This window comes from Massilia sp. 01N410 (genome assembly GCF_056399665.1).
Genome location: NZ_JBFTRV010000002.1, coordinates 482403 through 499216, shown reverse-complemented (window position 1 = coordinate 499216; position 16814 = coordinate 482403). Strand labels below are relative to the sequence as shown.

Below are 16814 nucleotides of genomic sequence, written 5' to 3'. Positions count from 1 at the left end.
GACATGGCAGTCAACCTGCAAAAAGGGCAGAAGATCTCGCTGGAGAAGGAAGCCGGCGGCGCGCTGTCGCGCGTGACGATGGGCCTGGGCTGGGACGTCGCCAAGAGCAAGGGCTTCTTCGGCTTCGGCGGCGGCAAGGGCGAGGCGATCGACCTCGACGCCTCGGTCGTGATGTTCGACGAGAACAACCACCCGGTCGACGTGGTCTGGTTCCGCCAGCTCAAGAGCCGTGACGGCAGCATCGTCCACACCGGCGACAACCGCACCGGCGCCGGCGACGGCGACGACGAGCAGATCATCGTCGACCTGCGCAGCGTACCGCCGCAGGTGAAGTCGCTGATGTTCACGGTGAACAGCTTCACCGGCCAGAACTTCTCGACCGTCGAGAACGCGTTCTGCCGCATCTTCGACACCAACAGCGGCAAGGAAATCGCGCGTTACGACCTGTCGGTGCAGGGCTCGCACACGGCCCAGATCATGGCCAAGCTGTACCGCCACAACGGCGAGTGGAAGATGCACGCGATCGGCGAGAACGGTAGCGGCCGCACCTTCGACGACCTGATGCCGCTGATGACGCCGCACCTGTAATCGCAACACGTTTCCAGTAGTTCCCCGCGCGGATGTTGTCTCCGTCTGCGCGATCCCGGCCCGGACGGCTTGGCGTCCGGGTTCTTTTACGGCTCCTTCGTGGAGCCGTCTTTTTTGCGGCTACGCCTCCCTCAGGCCACCCGCATTGGGCGCCGGATCGCGCTGAATACTCACACTTTCTAACAAGACAATATTTTTCTTGACTGCATAAATAAGTCAGTATTACTGTATTACTCAATTAATACACTAGACAGCATGACCGACCACACCGCCAACCTGTTCTCGATCGCGACCGGCTCGTCCGAACCGATCTACCGCCAGCTCGTCGAGCAGGTGCGCCGCCTGGCCGCCGCCGGCCAGCTCAAGCCGGGCGACGGCATGCCCTCGGTCCGCGAGATCGCATCGAGCCTGGCCCTGAATCCCATGACCGTCTCCAAGGCCTACAACCTGCTGGAGATGGACGGGGTGCTGACGCGCCGGCGCGGGCTCGGCATGGTGGTCGCCGACTTCGCGCCCGCCAGGCCCGCCGACCGCGCCGAACTGCTGCGCCCCGCGCTCGAGCGCGCCGCCATCGAGGCGCGCCAGCTCGAGCTCGACCCCGACACCGTCCTGACTTTGTTCGAAACCATCCTGAAGGAAGCAAAATGAACGCGCCGCTGGTCCAGATGTCCTCCGTCACCAAACATTTCGGCGCCCGCCAGGTGCTCGACCGCCTCGACTGGCAGGTCGCGCCCGGCCAGGTCATCGGCCTGCTGGGCCGCAACGGCGCCGGCAAGTCGACCCTGCTCGAGTGCATGCTCGGCCTGCGCGAAGTCGACGGCGGCACCGTGAGCATGTTCGGCGAGGATGCGGCCGCGCTGTCCGACGGCGCCCGCGCCCGCATCGGCTACGTGCCGCAGAAGTCCGACCTGTTCGACTGGCTCACGCCGCTGCAGATGCTGGAGTATTTCCAGGCCATGTACCCGCGCTGGAACAAGGGCAAGGTCGAGGGTCTGCTGTCGCGCTGGGGCTTCGACCCGTACAAGCGCAACAGCCCGATCAAGAAGCTCTCGGGCGGCGAGCAGCAACGCCTGTCCATCATCCGCGCGCTGGCCCACGATCCGGACCTCCTGATCCTCGACGAGCCGGTATCGGCCCTCGACCCGGTCGGCCGGCGCGACTTCCTGCGCGAACTGGTCGACCAGGTGATCGAGCGCGGCACCACGGTGGTGTTCTCGACCCACATCCTGTCCGACCTCGAACGCGTGGCCTTCGACCTTGCCTTCCTGAAGGATGGACGGATCGCCCTGCAGGGCCAGACCGACGCCTTGCTGGAAGGCGCGCGCAGGGTGGTCGCGGCGCCGCATGCGCTGCCGGCGGGCCGCCTGCAAGGGGAACTGCGGCGCAGCTACGAAGGCCCGCTGACCAGCGTGATCGTACAGGCGGACTACGCGCAGCTCGCCCAGCTGGCGGCCAAGCCGGGCGTGCGCATCGAGACGCTGAGCCTCGAAGACCTGTTCATCGAAATGACGCGCGAGGGCTGAGCATGAATGCCACCGCATGGCAGGATTACCGCCGCATCTGGACGGCGACCACGACCCGGCGCGATCCGCGCCAGGTCGAATGGATAGGCAGGATCGCGCTGTTCCTGGCGCTTGCGGCCGGCATGGCCAGGCTCGCCGGGGTGCTCGGGCGCGACCGCTTCTGGCACATGGAAGTCTTCGTGCTGGTGGGCTGGTTCGGGCTCGTGTGGATGATCTACTTCCTGCCGGCGTCGGTGCTGATGAATTCCGCGCCCAATGCCCGGCTGGTGCCGCGCCAGCGCCGGCGCCTGCGCCAGATGGCCATGGCCGGCTGGCTGTTCATGACCCTCGGGGTGACGCTGGCCTTCGGCACCTGGGCCGCCTTTCCCCTGTTGGCCATCTATACGCTGGGCGTGATGCTGCAGCGCGCGGGCATCCGCTCGGCCGCCGTACTGGTACTGCTGGCAACGATATGGCCTTTCCTTTCCGCGCATATGCCGCCGGCGCTGCTGCACGCCATCGTCGGCACGCGCGGCCTGGTGCTGGAGAGCGTTGCCCTGGTCCTGGCCGCGGTGTGGAGCCTGGCGCGGCTCTACCCGGCCGGCGGCGACCGCCACCTGGACGGCCGCGAGCAGGTCGTGGCCGGCCTGGCCCGTTTCGAAAGCCGCGGCGCCGGCGCGGTCAGCAGTCCGGCCCCGTCCCCGATCAGCCGCTTCGCCTATATTCCGGCGCTGCAGCGCGACTGCCGCAGCGGCAGGCCGGACGCCCTGCTGATGCATGTGCTGGGCCCTGCGGGACACTGGAGCGTCTGGATTCCGGGCGCGGCCATTGTCCTGCTGATCGCACTGGCGATCGCGCTGCTGACGTCAGGCGGGCCGTCGCAAGGTTTCAAGGAAGGCATGGACGTCGCCCTCTCCACCGCCACCGTGATGGCCGTCGCCAGCACGGCCCACTTCGCCCAGCAGCTGCGCAGGACCCGCGGCGAACAGGCCCTGCTGCGCCTGACGCCGCTGGCCGGCAATGCCGCGCTGCTGAACCGCCGCCTGGCGGCAGGGATGATGAAGAGCGCCCTGGTCAGCTGGGGCATGGTGACGGCCCTGATCCTGCTGCTGGCCTGGGTGGCCGGCGCCGATGCGGGGCGCCTGCTGCGCCAGCTCGGCCTGGGCTGCCTGGGCGGCCAGCTGGCTGCGGCCTGGCTGCTGGGCGATTTCGCCCGCGGGCTGCCGTCCTTCGCCTGGTGGCGCCTTCCGGTGCTGGCATTGCAGGCCGGCGCCAACCTGGGCGCGGCGTGGTGCCTGGCCCAACTGGGCGGGAGCATCTGGGCCTGGCTGGTGCCGGTCAGCGTGATCGGCGCTATAGCCCTGCTGATCGGGTCGCGCCGCAGGATGCTGGCCGCGCCGCCGGCCTTTCCGGTGGCGCGCATGGAAGACAGCGTCGGGGAGGGCAGGCAATGAGCGCCGCCGCCATCCAGGATTTCCGCCGCATCTGGCGCGTGACGACCATCCAGCGCGACGAGCGGACCATGATGCTCTTGAACTGGCTGGCGCTGGCCGGCGCAAGCCTCGGCCTCATCGGCGCCGGGTTGGCCATGCTGTCGCACAAGGCGGGACCGCTGGAACTGCTGCGCGTAGTGCTCGGGGTGGCCGGGTTCTGGCTGGGGATGATCTGGATGATGCTGTTCGTGCCCGGCTCCATCCTGCTGAATTCGCCCGCGAATGCCCGGCTGGTGCCGCGCCAGCGCCGCCGCCTGCAACAGATGGCGGTCGGCAGCTGGGTATTGGTCACCGCCGGCGTGACCGCGGCGATGGGCCAGTGGGCGGCGCTGCCGGTGGTCGGCATCAGCCTGATCGGGCTTGCGCTCACGCGCGCCGGACGGACCGAGGCGGCGCCGCTGTTCCTCGTCGGGATCAACTGGCAGACCTTGTCGCGCCACGTGCTGCCGCCCGCGGTGGTGGACGCCGCCGGCAGCAATGCCGGGCTGGTGACCTTGAGCGTGCTGCTGCTGCCGATGGGTGTGTGGGCGCTGCGCACCCTGTATCCGGCCGCCGGCGACCGCCACCTGGCGCGCCGCGGCGAGCAGGTCAAGAGCGCCCAGCGCCTGGAGCGGCGCGGCCTGGCGAACCCCGGTGAAGGCGGCCGCCTGAGCCGCTGGACTACTGCCCGCATCTATCCGCTCATGCTGCGCCGCGCCCTGCGCCGGCCGCAGCCGGGCGTGCTGCTGATGCATGCGCTGGGACCGCTGGCGCACTGGAGCGCCTGGATCGCCGGCATGGGCGGCATGCTGCTGTTCGGCGCCGCCGTGCGCCTGCTGCTGGGATGGCGGGGCGGGGATGCGCTGCGCGAGTTCGTCGGCGGCCCGATGGGCGCGGGCCTGGCCGCGCTGACCATCGTGATCGTGTTCAGCACGGCCGCATTCAGCCAGCAGATCCGCAAGACCACCGGCGAACAGTCGCTGCTGCGCCTGACGCCGCTGGCGGGCGAGGCCGCGCAGCTGAACCGCCGCCTGGCCGTCCAGCTGCTGCGGACCGCGCTGCGCAACTGGCTGATGCTGTCGGCGGTGGTCCTGCTGGTCACCGCCATGGTCGGCGGCGAGCGCGAGGCCGTGCTGCGCCAGGGGGCGCTGTGCGTGCTCGCCAGCCAGGTGGCGCTGATGGGGCTGCTGGGCGATTTCGCGGGCGAGGGCGGCTGGAACGTGCCGCTGGCCCTGCAGGCCGGCCTGCAGGCGGTGCTCGAACTGGTCATCGCGCTGGGCCTGGCCAGGTTCAGCGGTACTGACGTCTGGGCCTGGGTGGCGGTCATCGCCGTTGCCGCCGGCGCCTGGCAGCTGCGCCGCGGCTGGCGCATGATGTTGTCCGGCCCGCCGGCCTTCCCGGCGGGCCGGATCGGCTGAACCGGCGGGCCTAGCGCAAACCCTGCACGTAGCCTTCCTGCGGATAGTCGATGACGTAGTCGACGTCGAAGCGCGCGGTCTCGTTCGGCTTCAGGGTCTTTTCCCAGCCGACCAGGCCACGCCGGTGCTCCCACTCCCTGATGCTCGGCTCGGGATTCAGCGCGACCTTCACGGTCACCTTGTCCGACTCGCTGACCGGCGTCGCTTCGAGCACCAGGATGTCGATGGGCTGGCGGTGGAAGCTCGTCACCGTGAAGCTGTCGTCGATGCGCCGCTGGTTGTCGCGCTTGAAGAAGCCGGCCTGGCCCGACTTCTGGTTGCGGTTCTCGACCGTGACCCGCACCAGCGGATCGGGGCCGAAGCCGAACTGGAAGCGCTCGCCGGACTGCGGATCCCAGCGCGTCACGCCGACGTAGGAACCGTCGCGCTGCAGCTGTACCTGGCCGGCCAGCCACACACCGTCCGGCCTTGCCGCCTCGGCGCTCACCACCGCGGTCGTGCCGCTGCGCGGCGCCACCATCACGCGCTGCCTGACCTGCAGGGACTGTTTCGTCAGGCCCACCGAGATCTCGCGGCCGTCGGCGGCCAGGTCGACCCGTGCCGGCACTTCGTACTCGGTGCTGAAGCTGCCCTGGGTTTCCAGTACCGGCGCGACGTAATCGTCGGCTTCCGCGGCGCTTGCCCGCGCCAGCGCCATCGGCGCCGGTGCGGGCGGCGGCGGCGCCCTGTAGAACACGGCTGCCTGCTGCGCCGGCGGCTGGTAAGTCAGCAGCCAGGAAGAGGGGTTCGGCGCCTGCACCGACAGGTTCGGCTGCCCGGTCGACAGGCGCAACTTGACCTTGCTCCAGTCTTCGCCGGTCTTCTGCGAGATCGTCGCCATCCGCTCCAGCTCGACCGCGGACGCGTTCGAATCCAGCGAGGCGCGGTAGGCCGGCTTCCAGCCCGCGCGGTTCACCTGGTAGGACAGCAGCAGCTTGCCCGCCTGCCGGGCCGCCAGGTGGACCGTGATGGTGCGGCCGGCGCGCGTGCCGGCCTGGACCGTGCCGAGTTCGCGCTTGAGGGCGTCGAGCTGCCTGGCCAGGGCGCGCTTCCTGATCTCGCCGCTGCGCACGCGCTCGAGCGCCTCGCCGCTGCCCCTGCGGATGGCGTCGACGGTGGCCAGCAGGGTCTTCGGATCGGCCGGCGCACGGGCCGTGCCTTCGCCGCCGCCGCCCAGGTGCTCGAGATAGTTCTGGGCCGTCTGCGACGCCTTGGTATCGACGTCGATGGCGGCGATCTGGTCCTGCAGGGCCAGGATCTTCGCTTCGAGATCGGCCTGGCGCGGGCTGGGGCTGTCGGCGCTGGAGCGGTCGCGGGTGAGCACCTGGCCGACCTGGATGCCGGGACTGGCCTGCAGGCGCATGGTGCCGGTATCGAAGTTGGCCAGCAGGCCGGTGATCTCGACCTGGGTCATGCCCGGCGCCACCTCGACGGCGCGTTCGACCGTCGCGCTGCCGGGATACAGGGTCACGTTCTGGATGGGGGCTTCGGTAGCCGATGCGGACGCGGCGCACAGCGCGAGCGCGATCGTCCATCCCTGTTTGCTTGTCATGTATTTTCCTTTCAGTGCCCGCGCTTCTGCACCAGCGCCGTACCGACCCCATGCCGGTGGCCTTCGCTCACCGCCGTCACGGTCCCATCCGGATTGAACACGATCGCATTCGCCGCGCCGATCTCTTCCGGTGGCGGGCTGGTTTCCCATTTGTGGCCGAAGCTTTCCAGCGCCTTCGCCTGCGGCGTGCCGATGAAGCCCGGCTCCACCGAGGTCTCCTTCGCGTTGCGCTGCGACAGGCGCGGCGCGTCGATCGCCTGGTCCATCGGCATGCCGAGGTCGATGTGGTTGACCATGGTCTGCAGCACGGTGGTGATGATGGTCGCGCCGCCCGGGCTGCCGATGGTGAAGGCCGGTTTGCCGTCCTTCATGACGATGGTCGGCGCCATGCTGCTGCGCGGACGCTTGCCGGCTTCCGGGATGTTCGGCGCCGGGCCGGTGAAATCGAAGTCCGTCATCTCGTTATTCAGCAGGAAGCCGTAGCCCGGCACCACGATGCCGCTGCCGCCCCAGGATTCGATGGTGAAGGTGTAGGCGACCACATTGCCCTCCTTGTCCGACACCGTCAGGTGGGTCGTGTGCGTGCCTTCCTGGATCAGCTTCTGCTGCGGGCGCAGCGGGAAGCTCTGGTCGTTCTCGTACAGGAAGGCGTCGCCGGCCGGGACCACGCCGGCCGCCTTGTCGGGACGGATCAGCGAGCGGCGCTGGGCCGCGAACTGCTTGGCCAGCATGCCCTCGATCGGGGCGTCGACGTATTCCGGGTCGGCCAGGTAGGCGTTGCGGTCGGCGAAGGCCAGGCGGCTGGCTTCCAGGTACAGGTGCTCGACGTTCGGACGCGGCATGCCCTTCAGGTCGAAGCCTTCGAGGATGTTGAGGGCCTCGGCCACCGCCACCCCGCCGCTGCTGGGCGGCGGCATGCCGTAGACGTCGTAGCCGCGGTAGGTCGAGCGTATCGGCTGGCGGATGCGCGCCTCGTAGTTGGCCAGGTCGGCCAGCGACATCGTGCCGGGACGTACGGAGGCGCCCTTGGCCAGCGGCGGACGGTTCACGGCGTCGACGATCGCCTTCGCCATCGGACCCTCGTAGAAGGCCTTGTAGCCGCGCGCGGCGATCTCGCGGTAGGCCTTGGCCATGTCCGGATTCTTCAGGATGGTGCCGGTGGGCACCGCCTTGCCGTCCCTCAGGTAGAGCCGGCTGGTGGTCGTGAATAGCTGAAATTTTCTTTCATTTTCGGCCGTCAATTTATGAAAAGTTTCACTGACGGGAAAGCCCCTGGTGGCCACGTCGATGGCTGGCGCCAGCACCTGTTTGAAGGACATGGTGCCGTAGCGCTGCAGGGCTTCGTGCCAGCCGCGCACGGTGCCCGGTACGCCGACCGCGGCGCCGCTGGCGACCGCCGTCTCGAAATCGACAGGCTTGCCGTTTTCCTGGAACACGCCCGGGCCGAAGGAGGCGGGCGCGGTCTCGCGGTGGTCGAGGGTGATCACGCGCTTGTCCCTGGCCAGGTAGATGACCATGAAGCCGCCGCCGCCGATGCCGCAGCTGAACGGGTCGGTCACGCCCAGCGTGGCGGCGGCGGCGACGGCGGCGTCGATCGCGTTGCCGCCCTTGTTCAGGATGGCGAGCGCCGATGCCGAGGCCTTTTCGCTGATGGTGGCGACCGCGCCCCCGGTGCCGGTGGCGACCGGCGTCCTGGCCAGCGCCAGCGGCGGCGCGAGGATGATTGACAGGATCAGTGCGCTGGCGAGCGCTTTCGCGGAAGTGGTCATGGCGTGCTTACCTTGAGCGTGACGGGGATGACGTAGCCGGGGCGCGTCGCGGCGGCGTTGCGCGCGGGCGGGATGCTGGCCGGATCGAGCGCCACGCGTGCGCCGTGAAGCGATGTCGGCGTGGCGCTCAGCTGGTCCGGACCGAGGGAGAATTCTTCGCGGCCGTCCGGGCCTTCCAGCACGAACTGGAAGCTCAGCCGGCCGGCCCAGATGCAGCGCGCGTTGGCCGGGCAGCGGCTGTCGCTGAAGCTGTCATAGGTCAGGGTGGTGTCGCCGGACAGGGCCACGCGCTGGTGTGGCTGTAGCGGATAGGTGCCGTCCTTGAGCGGCGCGCCGGCGCAGCCTGCCAGGCCAAGGAGAACGAGCGGAGCGAGATACGTCGGCCACTTCAGCCACTTCATCGGGACCTTCCGGTTATTTGCGGAAAGCCAATCATAGCAAAGTTGCCAGCCTGGGCAGGGCACTCTCGTGTTGCGCGAAGGTCGCGCACGCTTGGATTCAGTTGGCTATTTTTTAATATGTTTCCGGTATCATGAAACTCAATTTCATCAAATCTGGCAGGGGTGCGAATGAAGACACAGGCACGGCGGTTCGGCGGGCTCGGCATGAAAGAACTGGACGGGGTCTCGCCTGACGAACTCGCGCTGCTGCGCCGGCAGCTGGAAGAACGCATCGGCCACCACCTGGCGCAGAGCCCGGACCAGGCCGACCTGCTCACGCAGGCGATGCGCGCCGGCGCGCTCGGCGCCGGCAAGCGCATGCGGCCGCTGCTGCTGCTGCTGGTCGCGCACGACCTCGGCTGCGAGTCGAAGGCCCTGGTCGACGTCGCCTGCGCGGTCGAGATGGTGCACGCGGCCTCGCTGATCCTCGACGACATGCCGTGCATGGACAATGCCATGCTCCGCCGCGGCAGGCCCACCATCCACGTGCAGTTCGGCGAAGACGTCGCCATCCTGGCCGCCATCGGCCTGCTCAGCCGCGCCTTCGGCATCGTCGCCTCGGCGCGCGAGATCCCTGCCGCGATCCGCGCCCGCCTGGTCGCCAGGCTGTCGGAGACGATCGGCGACCAGGGCCTGGTGAAGGGCCAGTTTCTCGACCTGCGCGGCCGCCGGCACACCGCGGCCGACATCGCCGCTACCTATGAGCTCAAGACCGGCGTGCTGCTGGGCGTGGCGGTCGACATGGCCGCCATCATCGCCGAGACCGACGACTGCGTGGCGGCCTCGCTGCGCGCCTTCGCGCTGGCGGCCGGCCATGCCTTCCAGATCCGCGACGATTTCCAGGACGGCCCCGGCAACGACAGCGCCGTCACCGGCAAGGACGTCGGCCAGGACATCGGCAAGGCCACCCTCATCAACACCCTGGGCAAGGAGGAAGCGCGGCGCCGCCTGAACGGCCACCTGTTCGACGCCGAGCGCCACCTGAGCGCGGCGCTGGGCGAACAGGGCCATACCCGCCGCTTCGTCGCCGGCCTGTTCGCGCAGACCCACGAAGGCGTCCGCTTCCCCGGTACCGGCACGCACCCGCATGCGGCCGGCGCCAGGACGAGCCTGGCGCGCCACTGAGCGCGGACGGGAAGGCGCATGGCCCACTTCGGCGTGGTCGCACCGGCGTTCTACAGCCACTTCAGCGCGCTGGCGGCGCTCGGCCTCGAACTGGTCGGGCGCGGCCACCGCGTGACTTTCCTGCAGCGGCCGGACGCGGCCATCTACCTGAAGAACCGCCGCCTCGGCTTCCACTCGCTCGGCCACGTCACCCATCCACCCGGTTCGCTGGCGGCCTCCTTGCGGCGCGCCGCCAGTCCAGGCGGTCCGCTGGGCTTGCGCCAGGTGATCCTCGACATGGGGCGCGGTACGCAAATGCTGTGCCGCGAATTGCCCGCCGCGCTGGACGCGCTGCAGATCGACGTCGTCATCGCCGACCAGATGGAGGCGGCCGGCGGCATGGTGGCCGAAGCGCTCGGCCTGCCTTTCGTCTCGGTGGCCTGCGCCATGCCGGTCAACCGCGAACCCGGCATTCCGCTGGCGGTGATGCCGTTCGCGTATGACTACAGCGAACGCGGGCATCAGGTGGTGGAAGGCAGCACCCGCGTCTACGACTGGATGATGGGTCCGCACCGGAAAGTCATCAAGGCCGAGTCGCGCCGGCTGGGCATCGCCGCGCGCGATGGCCTGCATGAGTGCCTGTCGCCGCTGGCGCAGATCAGCCAGACCACCGAAGCCTTCGATTTCCCGCGCCGCGCGCTGCCGCCGCATTTCCACCATGTGGGGCCGCTGCGCGCGCCCGGCGACGCCGGCGCCGCGGCGCCGACGCCCTTGCCGGAACTGGACAGCGGCCGGCCCTTCGTGTTCGCTTCCCTCGGTACCCTGCAGGGCCATCGATTCGGCATCTTCAAACGCGTCGCCAGGGCGTGCCGCCGGCTCGACGCCCAGCTGCTGGTCGCGCATTGCGGCGGCCTCGATGCGGCCCGGGAAGCAGCGCTGCTGCGCGCCGGCGCCACCGCGGTCTGTGCCTTCGCGCCGCAGCGGGAAGCGCTGGCGCGCGCCGACGCGGTGGTCTCGCATGCCGGCATCAATACCGTGATGGATGCGGTCGAGGCGCGCACCCCACTGCTGGCAATGCCGGTGACCTTCGACCAGCCGGGCACCGCCGCCCGCATCCTGCACGCCGGGATCGGCCTGCACGCATCGGCGCGCCTGGCCGGCGCCGCCACCATCGCCCGCCAGCTGCGGCGCCTGTTCGAGGAGCCGCAGTTCGGCGTCCGCCTCGACGAGCAAAGGGTCAGCCTGGCCCGCGCCGGCGGTACGTCGCGCGCCGCCGACATCGTCGAGGCGGCCGTGCGCCTGCGCCGCAGCGAGGACAGGATGGCGCGGGCGGGCGCCCCGGCATGAAAGCCGCGCCTTGGGACCTGATCCTGGCCGGCGGCGGCCTGGCCAACGGCCTGATCGCCTGGCGCCTGGCCCGGCACAGGCCGGAACTGCGCATCCTGCTGCTGGAGCAGGGCGAACGCCTGGGCGGCAACCACACCTGGTCTTTCCATGACGGCGACCTCGACGCCGCGCAACAGGCCTGGATCGCGCCGCTGGTCTCGCGCCGCTGGCCGCGCCATGAGGTCGTGTTCCCGGAATTCAGCCGCACGCTCGAAGGCGGCTACGCCAGTATCGCCTCCGAGGATTTCGCCCGCACGATCGAGCCGGCCCTCGGCCCAGGCCTGCGCCTGGGCGTGCGCATTGCCAGTGTCGGCCCGAGCCGGGTCAGGCTGGAGGACGGCGAGGTGCTGGAAGCGCGCGCTGTCATCGACGGCCGCGGCATGCGCGGCAGCCCGCGCCTCGCGCTGGGCTGGCAGACCTTCCTCGGCCAGGAAGTGCGCCTGGAAGAACCGCATGGATTGACCGCGCCCATCATCATGGATGCGAGCGTGGGACAACAGGGTGGCTACCGATTCGTCTACGTGCTGCCCTTCGATGCGCAGCGCCTGCTGATCGAGGACACGCATTACGTCGACAGCGCCGCCTGGGAACCCGAACGCTTGCGCGCCAACATCGGCGCCTATGCGCGGGCGCGCGGCTGGCGGATCGCGCAACTGCTGCGCGAGGAAGAGGGCAGGCTGCCGATCGTGCTGGCGGGCGACTTCGACGCCTATTGGGACGACCTGGCCGGCCAGCCCAGCGTGGGCCTGCGCGCCGGACTGTTCCACTCGACCACCGGCTACTCGCTGCCGCATGCGGTGCGGCTCAGCGAGCGCATTGCCGGCCTGGGCGACCTGTGCGCGGCGGCCCTGTTCGCCGCGATCCGCGGCGAAGCGCAGACGGAATGGCGGCGCCAGCGCTTCTTCCGGCTGCTCAACCGCATGCTGTTTTTGGCCGGCAGCCCGGACCACCGCTGGCGCGTGATGCAGCGCTTCTACCGCCTGCCGGCCTCCCTGATCGAGCATTTCTATGCCGGCCGCCTGAGTTTGCAGGACAAGGCGCGTCTCCTGTCCGGCAAGCCGCCGGTGCCGCTGAAGCAGGCTTTCGTTGCGGCCTGCAAGATCTACCCTCACCAGATCGGAAGAGCAGAATGAACGCACGGAATATCGAACCGCGCCGCGCGGTGGTCATCGGCGCCGGCTTCGGCGGCCTGGCCCTGGCCATCCGCCTGCAGGCGCGCGGCATCCAGACCACGCTGCTGGAAAAGCGCGACAAGCCGGGCGGCCGCGCCTACGTGTACGAAGACCAGGGGTTTACCTTCGACGCCGGCCCCACCGTCATCACCGACCCCTCCTGCATCGAGGAGCTGTTCGCGCTGGCCGGCAAGCGCATGGAACACTATGTCGAGATGCTGCCGGTGTCGCCGTTCTACCGCCTGTGCTGGGAAGACGGCAGCCACTTCGACTACGCCAACGACCAGGAAGCCCTGGACCGCCAGATCCACGCGCGCAATCCGCAAGACGTGGCGGGCTACCGGCGCTTCCTGGCCTATTCGAAGGCGGTGTTCGCGGAAGGCTACCTGAAGCTGGGCGCCGTGCCTTTCCTGTCCTTCCGCGACATGGTGGCCGCCGGCCCCCAGCTGGCGCGCCTGCAGGCCTGGCGCAGCGTGTACGGCATCGTGTCGCGCTTCATCCAGGACGAGCAGCTGCGCCAGGCCTTCTCCTTCCACTCGCTGCTGGTGGGCGGCAATCCCTTCGCCACGTCCTCGATCTACACGCTGATCCACGCGCTGGAACGCGAGTGGGGCGTGTGGTTCCCGCGCGGCGGCACCGGCGCCCTGGTGCGCGGCCTGGTGCGCCTGTTCGAGGACATCGGCGGGCGCATCGAACTGAACGCGGCGGTGGCCCAAATCGAGACCGGCGCCGGACGCGTGCGCGGCGTGCGCCTGGAGGATGGCCGCCGGTTCGATGCCGATGCGGTGGCCTCGAATGCCGACGTGGTCCACACCTATGCCAAGCTGCTGGGCGGGCATCCGCGCGGGGAGGCCCAGGGTGAGGCCTTGCGCAAGAAGCGCTTCAGCAATTCGCTGTTCGTGCTGTACTTCGGCCTCGACCATCACCACAGCCAGCTGCGCCACCACACGGTGTGCTTCGGCCCGCGCTACCGCGAGCTGATCAAGGACATCTTCCATGGCGAGACCCTGGCCGAGGATTTCTCGCTCTACCTGCATGCCCCCTGCGTGACCGATCCCTCGCTGGCGCCGCCGGGCTGCGGCAGCCACTACGTGCTGGCGCCGGTGCCCCACCTCGGCAATGCGCCGATCGACTGGGAAGTGGAGGGGCCGAAGTACCGCGAGCGCATCTTCGACTACCTGGAGCGGCGCTACATGCCGGGCCTGCGCAGCCAGCTCGTCACCAGCCGCATCTTCACGCCGCTGGATTTCCGCGACCAGCTCAACGCCCATCATGGATCGGCGTTCTCGCTCGAACCGCTGCTGACCCAGAGCGCCTGGTTCCGTCCGCACAACCGCGATGCCGCGCTGGCGAACCTCTACCTGGTCGGCGCCGGCACCCATCCCGGCGCCGGCGTGCCGGGCGTGATCGGTTCGGCCAAGGCCACGGCCGGCCTGATGCTGAAGGAGATGCAGGAAGGAGTGCGGGTATGAACGACGGGCTGCTGAACCACGCCACCCAGGCCATCGAAGTCGGCTCGAAGAGCTTCGCCGCCGCCGCCAGGCTGTTCGACCCGGCCACCCGGCGCAGCGTGCTGATGCTGTACGCCTGGTGCCGCCATTGCGACGACGTGGTCGACGGCCAGGAGCTGGGCTTCAATGCGGCGCCGAGCGAACAGCCGGATGCCGCAAACAAGCTGGAAGGCCTGCGCGAACAGACCCGCCGCGCCTATGCCGGCGAGACGATGCGCGACCCGGCCTTCGCCGCCTTCCAGGAAGTGGCATTGCGCCACCATATTCCACAGCGCTTCGCCTTCGACCACCTGGCCGGCTTCGCGATGGACGTCGAGGGCGCGCGCTACGAGAGCATCGACGACACCCTGCGCTACTGCTACCACGTGGCCGGCGTGGTCGGCCTGATGATGGCCTCGATCATGGGCGTGAGCGAGCCGCGCGTACTGGATCGCGCCTGCGACCTCGGCCAGGCGTTCCAGCTGACGAACATCGCCCGCGACATCGTCGAGGATGCGGAGATAGGGCGCTGTTACCTGCCGGCCCAGTGGCTGCGCGAAGCCGGCATCCCCCGCGACGAACTCGCGCTGCCGCGGCACCGTCCGGCGCTGGCGAAGCTGGCCGCGCGCCTGGTCGATCACGCCGAGCCGTATTACGCCTCGGCCCTCGGCGGCATCGTCGCGCTGCCGCTACGTTCGGCCTGGGCGATCGCCACCGCGCGCAAGGTATACCGGCAGATCGGCATCGTGGTGAAGCGCCGCGGCGCGCATGCCTGGGATGAGCGCGCGGGCACCTCGAAGGCGACCAAATTGCGCCTGCTGGCGGAGGGAGGAGGGCAGGCCCTCAGTTCGCGTCTGGCGGGCGCGAATGCGCTGCAGACGCGTCCGGCCGGCCTGTGGCAGCGTCCGGGTGGCGCCGCCGAAGCGGCCCCTGGTGCAGCGCATGCAAGCGCCGTTTGAGGGCCTCGACCGGCGGCGCATACAGGAAGCCGAAGGACACCGCGCCGTCCTTGCCCGACACCGCGTGATGCATGCGGTGGGCCTGGTAGAGGCGCTTCAGGTAGCCGCTGCGCGGCACGTAGCGGAAGGGCCAGCGCTGGTGCACCAGGCCGTCGTGGGCCACGAAGTAGAGCAGGCCATAGGCCGTCATGCCGGCGCCGATCCATTCCAGCGGATGGTGGCCCAGGGTGGCGCCGGCGTAAATGAGGGCGATCGCCACGCCCGCGAACACGACGGCGTACAGGTCGTTCTTCTCGAACCAGCCGCTGCGCGGCTCGTGGTGCGAGCGGTGCCACGCCCAGCCGAAGCCGTGCATCACGTACTTGTGCGCCACGATGGAAAACACTTCCATCAGGACCACGGTAAGGATGAGAATGAAGGCATCGAGCAGCATGTGAACCAGCCTACCATACAAGAAAGGAAACGCATGACCCGATTCATCCAGTTGCTGTCCGGCTGCCTGCTGCTGGGCGCCGCCGCCTGCGCCTCGGCGGCCACGGTCGAAGTCCACGTCTCGGGCGTCGTTGCCGGCAAGGGCAGGATCAACGTCGCCGTCTGCGACAGGGAACGCTTCCTCAAGCATTGCGCCTATTCCGCATCGATGCCGGCCCGCGAGGGCGAGAACGTGATCGCGGTGTCCGGCGTGCCGAAGGGGACCTGGGCCGTGCTGGCCTACCAGGACGAGAACGAGAATGCTGAACTGGACCGCAACCTGATCGGCATCCCGAAGGAGAACTACGGTTTCAGCCGGGATGCCCGCGGCAAGTTCGGGCCGCCGGGCTTCGACGACGCGGCCATCGAAGTGAAAGACGAGGTGACGGTGGCCGCGGTCAGGCTGCACTGAAAACGCAGGCTACCAGTCCACGATCCGCCAGTCCGGCCTGCCCAGGTGGCGCACGAAAAACTCGGACAGCGCCTCGACCTTGGCCGGCCGCGTGCGCGCCGAGGGTGTGACGAAATAGAGTCCACCGCGCGGCAGGGTCCAGTCCTTCAGGATCGGCACCAGGCGGCCGTCGCGCACCTGGTCGGCGCAGATGAATTCCGGGAATTCCGCGATCGCCAGGCCGTCCAGCACGGTCGGCATCAGGGCGTCGGCATTCGTCACCCTGAGCGGGCCGTTGGGCCTGATGCTGACCTCCTCGCCGGCGGCGTTGGTGAAGCGCCAGACGTCGTTGCGCGCGCGGTAGGCATAGCCCAGGCAGGCGTGCCGGGCCAGGTCCGAGGGATGCTCGGGCGTGCCGTGCTCCCGCAGGTAGGCGGGGGAGGCGACCACCAGCGGCGCGACCGGGCTCAGGCGCCGCGCCACCAGGGAGGAATCGGCCAGCACGGCGATGCGCAGGGCGGCGTCGAAGCCTTGCCCGACCAGGTCGACCTGGGCGTCGCTCAGGTGCAGGTCGACCGAGACTTCCGGATATTCCCTGAAGAATGCCGGCATCAGCGGCGCCACCCAGCGCAGGCCGAAGGACATCGGCACCGACAGCCGCACCAGCCCGCGCGGCCTCGCCGACGTCTCGCGCGCGGCCGCTTCCGCCGCTTCGGCTTCGCGTACCACCTTGAGGGCGCTCTCCGCGATCATGTTGCCGAACTCGGTCAGCGCCAGCTGGCGCGAGGTGCGGTTCAGCAGGCGCGCGCCGAGCCGCTCTTCCAGCCGGGCGACGGCGCGCGACACGGTCGCCACCGACACGTTCAGGGCGCGTGCGGCGCCGGCGAAGGAACGCTCCTCGGCCACCTTGGCGAACATCGCCAGGCCTTCGAAATCGGGCAGGGTCGACATCTACATACCTCCAAATATGCAACGATGGTTTGTGATGATTGCTATTTTAAATGGCCCCGGTCATCGGTACCATGCTTCACATCGACTGACCCAACCGACCCATCAAGCAA

The 16814-nt window shown here is 69.3% G+C and carries 16 protein-coding genes; 11 read left to right on the top strand and 5 right to left on the bottom strand.

The features are described from left to right. The first annotated feature begins 3 nt into the window (after positions 1-3). The 5 genes from AC1DOP_RS04845 to AC1DOP_RS04825 all read left to right on the top strand — a co-directional run bounded on the left by AC1DOP_RS04845 (position 4) and on the right by AC1DOP_RS04825 (position 4980). On the top strand, positions 4-588 hold the full coding sequence (locus AC1DOP_RS04845) for a TerD family protein (RefSeq protein ID WP_442122169.1): 585 nt from the start codon (positions 4-6) through the stop codon (positions 586-588). A gap of 255 nt (positions 589-843) precedes the next feature. Further along, positions 844-1236, top strand: coding sequence for a GntR family transcriptional regulator (locus tag AC1DOP_RS04840; protein WP_442122170.1), 393 nt, complete (start codon positions 844-846; stop codon positions 1234-1236). Beyond that, positions 1233-2111: an ABC transporter ATP-binding protein gene (locus tag AC1DOP_RS04835; protein WP_477250087.1), complete on the top strand. Its 879-nt coding sequence runs from the start codon at positions 1233-1235 to the stop codon at positions 2109-2111. Before AC1DOP_RS04840 ends, AC1DOP_RS04835 begins: the two co-directional genes overlap by 4 nt. A gap of 2 nt (positions 2112-2113) precedes the next feature. After that, positions 2114-3544 (top strand): hypothetical protein, encoded by a 1431-nt coding sequence (locus AC1DOP_RS04830; protein ID WP_477250085.1) that lies wholly within the window; start codon positions 2114-2116, stop codon positions 3542-3544. Further along, the gene (locus AC1DOP_RS04825) at positions 3541-4980 is read left to right on the top strand and encodes a hypothetical protein (RefSeq protein WP_477250083.1); all 1440 of its coding nucleotides are present in this window, start codon (positions 3541-3543) and stop codon (positions 4978-4980) included. Before AC1DOP_RS04830 ends, AC1DOP_RS04825 begins: the two co-directional genes overlap by 4 nt. A gap of 10 nt (positions 4981-4990) precedes the next feature. On the opposite strand, the gene AC1DOP_RS04820 is transcribed toward AC1DOP_RS04825, so the two are convergent. From AC1DOP_RS04820 to AC1DOP_RS04810, 3 genes are read right to left on the bottom strand one after another with little or no spacing between them, the layout of a single operon-like run. Then, positions 4991-6571, bottom strand: coding sequence for a DUF4139 domain-containing protein (locus AC1DOP_RS04820; protein ID WP_477250081.1), 1581 nt, complete (start codon positions 6569-6571; stop codon positions 4991-4993). A gap of 11 nt (positions 6572-6582) precedes the next feature. Further along, positions 6583-8340: a gamma-glutamyltransferase gene (ggt, locus tag AC1DOP_RS04815; RefSeq protein WP_477250079.1), complete on the bottom strand. Its 1758-nt coding sequence runs from the start codon at positions 8338-8340 to the stop codon at positions 6583-6585. After that, a complete protein-coding gene (locus AC1DOP_RS04810) occupies positions 8337-8741 on the bottom strand; it encodes a hypothetical protein (RefSeq protein ID WP_442122176.1) in 405 nt (134 codons plus the stop codon). The genes ggt and AC1DOP_RS04810 overlap by 4 nt, the downstream gene beginning before the upstream one ends. A 168-nt stretch (positions 8742-8909) precedes the next feature. Here AC1DOP_RS04810 and AC1DOP_RS04805 point away from each other — a divergent pair, with 168 nt between their 5' ends. The 5 genes from AC1DOP_RS04805 to crtB are packed head-to-tail and all read left to right on the top strand — an operon-like array spanning position 8910 to position 14891. Next, on the top strand, positions 8910-9905 hold the full coding sequence (locus AC1DOP_RS04805; RefSeq protein ID WP_442122177.1) for a polyprenyl synthetase family protein: 996 nt from the start codon (positions 8910-8912) through the stop codon (positions 9903-9905). Between the two features lie 18 nt (positions 9906-9923). Then, positions 9924-11231: a glycosyltransferase gene (locus tag AC1DOP_RS04800; RefSeq protein WP_442122178.1), complete on the top strand. Its 1308-nt coding sequence runs from the start codon at positions 9924-9926 to the stop codon at positions 11229-11231. Then, positions 11228-12403 carry a lycopene beta-cyclase CrtY gene (gene crtY / locus AC1DOP_RS04795; RefSeq protein ID WP_477250077.1) on the top strand — a complete coding sequence of 392 codons (1176 nt, stop codon included), beginning with the start codon at positions 11228-11230 and terminating at the stop codon, positions 12401-12403. Before AC1DOP_RS04800 ends, crtY begins: the two co-directional genes overlap by 4 nt. Next, complete coding sequence (locus AC1DOP_RS04790; protein WP_442122180.1) at positions 12400-13914, top strand: phytoene desaturase; 1515 nt, start codon at positions 12400-12402, stop codon at positions 13912-13914. The genes crtY and AC1DOP_RS04790 overlap by 4 nt, the downstream gene beginning before the upstream one ends. Continuing rightward, positions 13911-14891 (top strand): 15-cis-phytoene synthase CrtB, encoded by a 981-nt coding sequence (crtB, locus tag AC1DOP_RS04785; RefSeq protein ID WP_477250074.1) that lies wholly within the window; start codon positions 13911-13913, stop codon positions 14889-14891. Before AC1DOP_RS04790 ends, crtB begins: the two co-directional genes overlap by 4 nt. On the opposite strand, the gene AC1DOP_RS04780 is transcribed toward crtB, so the two are convergent. Beyond that, positions 14776-15324 carry a sterol desaturase family protein gene (locus AC1DOP_RS04780; RefSeq protein WP_442122182.1) on the bottom strand — a complete coding sequence of 183 codons (549 nt, stop codon included), beginning with the start codon at positions 15322-15324 and terminating at the stop codon, positions 14776-14778. The two genes, crtB and AC1DOP_RS04780, sit on opposite strands and share 116 nt — an antisense overlap. 33 nt (positions 15325-15357) lie before the next feature. Here AC1DOP_RS04780 and AC1DOP_RS04775 point away from each other — a divergent pair, with 33 nt between their 5' ends. Beyond that, the gene (locus AC1DOP_RS04775; protein WP_477250072.1) at positions 15358-15774 is read left to right on the top strand and encodes a DUF2141 domain-containing protein; all 417 of its coding nucleotides are present in this window, start codon (positions 15358-15360) and stop codon (positions 15772-15774) included. A gap of 9 nt (positions 15775-15783) precedes the next feature. On the opposite strand, the gene AC1DOP_RS04770 is transcribed toward AC1DOP_RS04775, so the two are convergent. Further along, positions 15784-16704, bottom strand: a complete 921-nt coding sequence (locus AC1DOP_RS04770) for a LysR family transcriptional regulator (protein WP_442122184.1) — start codon at positions 16702-16704, stop codon at positions 15784-15786. Positions 16705-16814: the final 110 nt, after the last annotated feature.

Coding starts and splice junctions, on each gene's coding strand:
- AC1DOP_RS04845 (WP_442122169.1), top strand. CDS start 4: ATGGCAGTCAACCTGCAAAAAGGGCAGAAGATCTCGCTGGAGAAGGAA.
- AC1DOP_RS04840 (WP_442122170.1), top strand. CDS start 844: ATGACCGACCACACCGCCAACCTGTTCTCGATCGCGACCGGCTCGTCC.
- AC1DOP_RS04835 (WP_477250087.1), top strand. CDS start 1,233: ATGAACGCGCCGCTGGTCCAGATGTCCTCCGTCACCAAACATTTCGGC.
- AC1DOP_RS04830 (WP_477250085.1), top strand. CDS start 2,114: ATGAATGCCACCGCATGGCAGGATTACCGCCGCATCTGGACGGCGACC.
- AC1DOP_RS04825 (WP_477250083.1), top strand. CDS start 3,541: ATGAGCGCCGCCGCCATCCAGGATTTCCGCCGCATCTGGCGCGTGACG.
- AC1DOP_RS04820 (WP_477250081.1), bottom strand. CDS start 6,571: ATGACAAGCAAACAGGGATGGACGATCGCGCTCGCGCTGTGCGCCGCG.
- ggt (WP_477250079.1), bottom strand. CDS start 8,340: ATGACCACTTCCGCGAAAGCGCTCGCCAGCGCACTGATCCTGTCAATC.
- AC1DOP_RS04810 (WP_442122176.1), bottom strand. CDS start 8,741: ATGAAGTGGCTGAAGTGGCCGACGTATCTCGCTCCGCTCGTTCTCCTT.
- AC1DOP_RS04805 (WP_442122177.1), top strand. CDS start 8,910: ATGAAGACACAGGCACGGCGGTTCGGCGGGCTCGGCATGAAAGAACTG.
- AC1DOP_RS04800 (WP_442122178.1), top strand. CDS start 9,924: ATGGCCCACTTCGGCGTGGTCGCACCGGCGTTCTACAGCCACTTCAGC.
- crtY (WP_477250077.1), top strand. CDS start 11,228: ATGAAAGCCGCGCCTTGGGACCTGATCCTGGCCGGCGGCGGCCTGGCC.
- AC1DOP_RS04790 (WP_442122180.1), top strand. CDS start 12,400: ATGAACGCACGGAATATCGAACCGCGCCGCGCGGTGGTCATCGGCGCC.
- crtB (WP_477250074.1), top strand. CDS start 13,911: ATGAACGACGGGCTGCTGAACCACGCCACCCAGGCCATCGAAGTCGGC.
- AC1DOP_RS04780 (WP_442122182.1), bottom strand. CDS start 15,324: ATGCTGCTCGATGCCTTCATTCTCATCCTTACCGTGGTCCTGATGGAA.
- AC1DOP_RS04775 (WP_477250072.1), top strand. CDS start 15,358: ATGACCCGATTCATCCAGTTGCTGTCCGGCTGCCTGCTGCTGGGCGCC.
- AC1DOP_RS04770 (WP_442122184.1), bottom strand. CDS start 16,704: ATGTCGACCCTGCCCGATTTCGAAGGCCTGGCGATGTTCGCCAAGGTG.